A 6,827-nucleotide genomic window follows, 5' to 3' on the forward strand; every position below is an offset into this window, starting at 1 on the left:
AAGTTTCTTTTCAATTTTTAAGCTAACCAAGACAGTAAAATGAAATATATTTTCCTTTTTTTCTCAATATTTTTCTTTTTTTCGGCTAAAACAATATCACAAGAAAATTCTCAAAATAAAATCCCTAAACGAATTTACACAACAAAAAGACTAACAGAAACGCCAGTAATTGATGGCGATATTTCCGATAAAGCTTGGAATGTTGTAGAATGGTCTACAGACTTTACAGAAAAAGATCCAGATGAAGGAACACCTCCAGCATATCAAACTATGTTTAAAGTAATGTATGATGCCAAATATCTCTACATTGCTTTAAGAGCTTTTGATGACGAGCCAGAATTAATTCAACAAAGGTTAAGTAGAAGAGATGGTTTTGCTGGAGATAGAATAAATGTAATTATAGACAGTTACCATGATAAAAGAACAGCTTTTGTATTTACAACTACTGCTGCAGGAGTAAAAGGAGAGGAATTTTCTTCGCAAAATGGAAACAATTGGGATGATAGTTGGAACCCAATTTGGTACACAGATGCAAAAGTTGATGATAAAGGTTGGACAGCAGAAATGAAGATTCCCTTTAGTCAGCTTCGTTTTGGAAAAGCGAAAGAACAAGTTTGGGGCTTTAACGTAAACAGAAACATTTTTAGGTTGCAAGAAAGGTCTCTTTGGCAAAGAATACCTAATGATCAAGCTGGTTTTATAAGTGAAGCTGGCGAATTACATGGTTTAAAAAACTTAAAAGCGCAAAAACAATTAGAGATTCAACCATTTACGGTTTTGCAGTTCGATAACTATCCTGCAGAAGCTGGTAACCCTTTTAGAACAGGAAACGATTTTAGATTCAATGCAGGCTTAGATGCAAAAATAGGAATTACCAATGATTTAACTTTAGATTTAACTGTAAATCCAGATTTTGGTCAGGTAGAAGCAGATCCTGGAGCAATTGCGCTCGATGGTTTTCAAATTTTCTTTAGAGAACAAAGGCCTTTTTTTGTAGAAAACAGTAACATATTCGATTATGAATTTGCGAACGGAAGTGACAATGTTTTTTATAGCAGAAGAATAGGTAGAAATCCACATAGAAGTGCAAACCTTTCTTTAGGGGAGTATGCAAATGAACCTCAAAATTCAAGTATTTTAGGGGCTGCAAAGTTTTCTGGAAAAACAAGGGATGGTTGGTCTATTGGTGTTTTAGAAAGTGTAACTGGAAATGAATACGCAGAAATAAGAGAAGTAAATGGCGGCTCAAGAGAAGAAATTGTAGAACCTTTAACCAATTATTTTGTAACTCGAGTTCAAAAAGATTTTAACGAAAGAAATTCTTTTATTGGCGGTATTTTTACAGCCACAAATAGAAATTTGAATGGAGATTTTAATGAACTCCATAAAGCAGCATACACTGGAGGCATAGATTTTCAGCACAATTGGAATAATAGAAATTATTATTTTGATGGAAATGTAATTATGAGTCATGTTTTAGGAAGCAAAGAAGCAATAACTCAAACTCAAACAACACTAAGACACAACTTTCAAAGAGTAGACGCAACACATGTTTCTGTAGATCCTAATAAAACTTCTTTAACAGGAACTGGAGGAAGATTAGAAATGGGAAAAAATGGTGGTGGAAATTGGAGATATAATGGAGGTGTAATTTGGCGATCTCCAGAATTAGAATTGAATGATGTAGGCTTTCTAAGAAGAACAGACGAAATTATTCAATTTGGTAATTTGAGGTATTTATGGCAAATTCCGACCGAAACTTACAGAAATATTGATGCAAGATTCGAGCAAGGAAGTTTTTACGATTTTCAGGGGAATTTAAATAGAACTCGTTTTGAAATTCAGGGTAATGTAAATTGGATAAATAATTGGGGTACAGAGATAGGTTATGGAATAAGTACAAATTTTTACGACACCTTTTTTTTAAGAGGAGGTCCTCGATTTAGATTGCCAAACACTGGTTTTGCGTATCTCTTTTTTAATTCTGATAGTAGTAAAATGTTTAGTTTCACTCTAGGTTATTCAAACAGGCATAGTCAAGAAGATATAACTACTAGAGATCGTTTTGTACTGCGCACCAATTACCAACCTTTTGATGCTTTTAGTATGTCTTTAAATGTTGAATATGTAAATCTTTTTGATGCCGCGCAATATGTTACTCAAACCTCTTTTAATAATGATGCACGATATATTTTAGGAAACATCCAAAACCAAACATTAACTACTACACTTCGTTTAAATTATAGTTTTACACCAAATATATCGCTGCAATTTTATGCCCAACCATTTATTTCTAATGGACGGTTTACAGATTTGAATTATGTGTTAAATCCTGTAGGGAAAAGTATAAATGATAGAATAGCCATTTACGATACAACCCAAATAAGTATGCAAAATGAAAACTATTTAATTGATGAAAACAGAGATGGTATTACAGATTACAGTTTCTCTAATCCAGATTTTTCATTCGTGCAATTGCAAACAAATTTAGTTGCAAGATGGGAATATATACCTGGTTCTGAATTGTTTTTTGTTTGGGCAAGAGGTTCTGTAGGCAATGTAGATCCAGGAAACGATTTGATAGATAGTGTTTCAAATCAGGTTTTTAACGAACCTGCAAACGATACTTTTTTAATTAAAGCTACTTATCGTTTTGCGAGATAAATTTATTCAATTTCAGCTAACTTTATAGAGGAAGCAACAAATTTGCCATCAACAACTTCTCCAACAATTTCACCTTTTCTAATTACTTCACAAAAACCAGTATGTTCATCATGAGCATCACCAAAATCATCAATATTAAAACCTTCAACAAAATAGGCTTTATCATCAACTCTAACAGCCAAACTGCAGCCATCTTCAGAATCTAACTCAAACTGACATTGGCCACATGATACCTCTGCAACTTGTTTTATTTCAGTTTTATTGGAACAACTTAGCCCAATTATAGTAAAGAATACTAAGAATATTTTTTTCATGATTATTTCTTTTCTCTTGATTTTAATTCTGTTTTAATTTTTTTCATAGTAGCAAATTGCAGAGGTAAAATTGCACTACAAGATATACCTACCACTAACAAAGGAAGAAAAGTAGAATTATTGTCTTTGAAAATTAGTCCAAAAATAGTAATTGATATTAATAGTGTAACTACTACTAATAAAGCTGTAGAAATTACTTTCGTTGCTTTTAAACTACCTTCTAATTCTTTCGACGATTTGTTTTTAAGACTTTCGCTCATTGTAAGTTACTTTGTGATTATAAATTTAATTTTCGGCTAATTTCCTCCCCAAGAATCACGCAATCCAACAGTTTTATTAAATACTAATTTTTTAGGAGTAGAATCATCATCAACATTAAAATAACCCATTCTTTGAAATTGAAAACGTTCACCAATTTCTGCAGTTTGCAAACTTGGTTCTGCAAAAGCATTGATAATTTCTAAAGAGTTTGGATTGATAAATTCCATAAAATCTTTGTCTTTATGCGAGTCAGGTGCTTCATCTAAAAACAATCTATCATAAGCTCTTACTTCTACTTTTACAGCATGTTTTACAGAAACCCAATGCAAAGTTCCTTTTACTTTGCGATTGCTCTCTTCTGTATCCATTCCAGATTTTGTTAATGGATCATAAGTACATTGAATTTCAATTACATTTCCATTTTCATCTTTAGTACAACTATTTGCTTTGATAAAATAAGCGTTTTTTAAACGAACTTCGCTGCCTAACTTCAACCTAAAAAACTTCTTATTAGCTTCCTCTTTAAAATCTTCTTTTTCAATATAAATTTCTCTAGAAAAAGGAACTTCTCTGCTACCAAAACCATCTTCATAATCATTATAATTGGCATCTAGCATTTCTTCTTTTTCCTCAGGATAATTTGTAATCACCACTTTTACAGGATCTAAAACAGCCATCACTCTTTTGGCAGTTTTATTTAAATCCTCACGAATTTTAAACTCTAAAAGAGCCACATCAATTACATTTTCACGTTTAGAAACACCAACAGTTTCAATAAAACTTTTGATAGATTCTGGTGTATAGCCACGTCTTCGTAAGCCAGAAATTGTAGGCATTCTTGGGTCATCCCAACCAGCAACAATTCCTTCTTCAACAAGTTTTAACAACTTACGCTTACTCATTATAGTATAACTCAAATTTAAACGAGAAAACTCACGTTGTTTTGGTAATAATGGGAATTCTTTTTCGCTAAATTTATATACATTTTCTTTAAACCAATCATACAATTCTCTGTGTGGTTTAAACTCTAAAGAACATAAAGAATGTGATATTTGCTCAATATAATCGCTTTCACCATGAGTCCAATCATACATTGGGTAAATACACCAATCATCGCCAGTTCTATGATGCTTTTTGTACATAATTCTGTACATTAAAGGATCACGTAGTAACATATTTGGAGATTCCATGTCAATCTTTGCACGCAAAGTATGTTCTCCTTCTTTAAATTTTCTGTCTTTCATTCCTTGAAATAATTCCAAGTTTTCTTCCACAGATCTGTTTCTAAAAGGACTATTAGTTCCAACAGAAGTTGGTGTGCCTTTTTGAATACGCATTTCTTCGGAAGATTGCGAATCTACATAAGCTTTTCCGTCTTTTATCAACAAAACAGCCCAATCAAAAAGTTGCTGAAAATAATCAGAAGAATAACATTCATTCGCCCAAGAGTAGCCCAACCAAGAAATATCTTCTTTTATAGCATCTACATATTCTTGCTCCTCTTTTGCTGGATTTGTATCATCAAAACGCAAGTTTACAGGCGCATTATATTTTTGTCCCAAACCAAAACTGATTCCTATAGCCTTGGTATGACCAATATGCAAATAGCCATTTGGTTCTGGTGGAAAACGAAAACGCAAATCTTCTTTTGGCATTCCATTTGCCAAATCTTCCTCTATAATATGCTCTAAAAAATTGAGCGAATTCTTCTCTTCAGACATGAATAATTTTTAAATTTAATTCATTATTTATAATATCGGGCGCAGTCGAGATACAAATAAATTGAGGTACAAAATTACGTAAAATAACTTGTTTATTTTCATTTTGGGCGTTCCCAAGCAAAAAAGCTTGGTCAGGCTTTCCTCTATATCTTTTTATTTTGAAAAAAAATAAAAAGGATGTCGTTTCAATCCTTAACGCACGCTTAAATATCAGTTAAAGTTTTAATAAAAGCCAATTTAGTATTTATATTTTATCGTAATTTTGCTGCATGAAAAATGATGAAGCTAAAAAGCCAGATTTAGTTGTTTTTAACCAAGAAACACAAAAATATGATGCTGCTTTAAAACCTTATGGAACTTCTGCAAGTTCGCCAGTTATTAAGCCATTAAATACTGCAAGCTGGAAAAACGATGGAATTCAAAGAGTAAACAAACAATTAAAATCGAAGTTTGACGAGGTTAAAAAAGAGTATGAAACTTTAATGCAAAAGTTTCAATACAACGATTTAATTTACAATTCAAAATTTAGTTTCGAGCCCATTTTTGGTGAGAATTATCATTTATACAATAACAAAAATAACGAACCATTTTTATCAATTATAGAACCAGAGCAATGCAATTTTGAGTATTTAGGTTCTTTTAGATTGAACACAGATAAAATGTGGGAAAAGATAGAATCTACTTCAAATTTAGAAGATTAAATGGGAATAATTAGAGTAAAAAATATAAAAATCTATGCGTTTCATGGCTGCTTAGAAGAGGAAGCTAAAATAGGCTCTTGGTATAGAGTAGATGTAAAAGTAAAAGCAGATTTAAAAAAATCTTCAAAAACGGATGATTTAATGGATACAGTAGATTATGTCCATTTAAATTATGTTGTAAAGCAAGAAATGGCAATTAGGTCTAAATTGTTAGAAGAGGTTGCACAACGTATTTTAAATCGTTATTTCAAAGAATTTCCAACCATACAAAAAGCGAAAGTTGCTGTATCAAAAATAAACCCGCCAATTGGTGGTAATGTAGAAGAAGTTGTTATCGTTTTAACAAAAAAACGATAAAAATAAAAAAGACTTGCAATCCTTGTAAATTTGCGTAAATTTGCAGTCCAAATAATAAAAGGTGTCTTGGCCGAGCGGCTAGGCAATGGTTTGCAAAACCATGTACAGCGGTTCGAATCCGCTAGACACCTCAAAATTAAGAAATAAAACCCTGACATTTAAAAAAGTTAGGGTTTTATTATTTTTGTTTTATCCGACTTCTTTGCTCAAATTAAGGTTCAATTACAAAAAACTACTTTTAAGATCTTGACTATTCTGTAACTCCATTTTATATTGGGTAGCAAGTCAAAAAGCTGTAGGGTTTAAGAATTAAGCAAAAACTTTAGTAAGACTAAAGAGAAAGAAATTAATGTTTCTAACTCCTCTAAATTGAGCACTAAAAGTTTTTAAAAGCACTTTTCCTTGAAACTGGATGACTAATTTTCTAAAGCTTCATTCCTGTTGTTATACTTAAACAAATTTTAATAATATTGTTAATAATTGATATTGAAATTATTACCAAATTCGGTTATGAAATTGAAACATATTTAAACAAAAAAAGAGTGCTGACCCTAATCAGCACTCTTGGGATCAATAGTCGTAAATTAATACCCCTAAAAATTAATAGACTATTGATGTTTTTTAAAAAGACACCCAAACAGATTTGTTCGGGTGTCTAGTTATCATATAAATAAGTCCCCCAACTTGTTTATATTCTTAATTAAATTCTTATCTAAAGATCACTTTCGAGGTTCCAAAGTCGCTTTCTTTACTGTTTACTTGTAACAGCATTACTCCTGGTTTTACTCTAAAGTTGAACTCTAGTTCGT

6 protein-coding genes and 1 tRNA gene are annotated in these 6,827 nt (G+C 31.7%); 4 read left to right on the forward strand and 3 right to left on the reverse strand.

Translation table 11 applies throughout. The features are described from left to right. The first annotated feature begins 39 nt into the window (after nucleotides 1–39). Nucleotides 40–2,664 (forward strand): DUF5916 domain-containing protein, encoded by a 2,625-nt coding sequence (locus WAO74_RS03545; protein ID WP_422159744.1) that lies wholly within the window; start codon nucleotides 40–42, stop codon nucleotides 2,662–2,664. Between the two features lie 2 nt (nucleotides 2,665–2,666). Here WAO74_RS03545 and WAO74_RS03550 read toward each other — a convergent pair whose 3' ends face one another. The 3 genes from WAO74_RS03550 to WAO74_RS03560 are packed head-to-tail and all read right to left on the reverse strand — an operon-like array spanning nucleotide 2,667 to nucleotide 4,960. Further along, the gene (locus tag WAO74_RS03550; RefSeq protein WP_422159745.1) at nucleotides 2,667–2,978 is read right to left on the reverse strand and encodes a DUF6370 family protein; all 312 of its coding nucleotides are present in this window, start codon (nucleotides 2,976–2,978) and stop codon (nucleotides 2,667–2,669) included. Nucleotides 2,979–2,980: 2 nt separating this feature from the next. Next, complete coding sequence (locus WAO74_RS03555) at nucleotides 2,981–3,238, reverse strand: hypothetical protein (RefSeq protein WP_422159747.1); 258 nt, start codon at nucleotides 3,236–3,238, stop codon at nucleotides 2,981–2,983. 36 nt (nucleotides 3,239–3,274) lie between these two features. Continuing rightward, nucleotides 3,275–4,960: a glutamine--tRNA ligase/YqeY domain fusion protein gene (locus WAO74_RS03560; RefSeq protein WP_422159749.1), complete on the reverse strand. Its 1,686-nt coding sequence runs from the start codon at nucleotides 4,958–4,960 to the stop codon at nucleotides 3,275–3,277. A 269-nt stretch (nucleotides 4,961–5,229) separates the two neighbouring features. Between WAO74_RS03560 and WAO74_RS03565 the strand changes: the two genes are divergently transcribed. The 3 genes from WAO74_RS03565 to WAO74_RS03575 all read left to right on the forward strand — a co-directional run bounded on the left by WAO74_RS03565 (nucleotide 5,230) and on the right by WAO74_RS03575 (nucleotide 6,149). Continuing rightward, on the forward strand, nucleotides 5,230–5,661 hold the full coding sequence (locus WAO74_RS03565; RefSeq protein ID WP_422159751.1) for a DUF2452 domain-containing protein: 432 nt from the start codon (nucleotides 5,230–5,232) through the stop codon (nucleotides 5,659–5,661). Continuing rightward, complete coding sequence (folB, locus tag WAO74_RS03570) at nucleotides 5,662–6,018, forward strand: dihydroneopterin aldolase (protein ID WP_422159753.1); 357 nt, start codon at nucleotides 5,662–5,664, stop codon at nucleotides 6,016–6,018. 60 nt (nucleotides 6,019–6,078) lie between these two features. Further along, nucleotides 6,079–6,149: transfer RNA gene (locus WAO74_RS03575), tRNA-Cys, on the forward strand. The last annotated feature ends 678 nt before the right edge of the window (nucleotides 6,150–6,827 follow it).

It is taken from the genome of Polaribacter sp. (assembly GCF_049276715.1).
Taxonomy (GTDB): Bacteria; Bacteroidota; Bacteroidia; order Flavobacteriales; family Flavobacteriaceae; genus Polaribacter.

Excerpts from the sequence above, each read along its gene's own strand:
- WAO74_RS03545 (WP_422159744.1), top strand. The coding sequence starts at position 40 with ATGAAATATATTTTCCTTTTTTTCTCAATATTTTTCTTTTTTTCGGCT.
- WAO74_RS03550 (WP_422159745.1), bottom strand. The coding sequence starts at position 2,978 with ATGAAAAAAATATTCTTAGTATTCTTTACTATAATTGGGCTAAGTTGT.
- WAO74_RS03555 (WP_422159747.1), bottom strand. The coding sequence starts at position 3,238 with ATGAGCGAAAGTCTTAAAAACAAATCGTCGAAAGAATTAGAAGGTAGT.
- WAO74_RS03560 (WP_422159749.1), bottom strand. The coding sequence starts at position 4,960 with ATGTCTGAAGAGAAGAATTCGCTCAATTTTTTAGAGCATATTATAGAG.
- WAO74_RS03565 (WP_422159751.1), top strand. The coding sequence starts at position 5,230 with ATGAAAAATGATGAAGCTAAAAAGCCAGATTTAGTTGTTTTTAACCAA.
- folB (WP_422159753.1), top strand. The coding sequence starts at position 5,662 with ATGGGAATAATTAGAGTAAAAAATATAAAAATCTATGCGTTTCATGGC.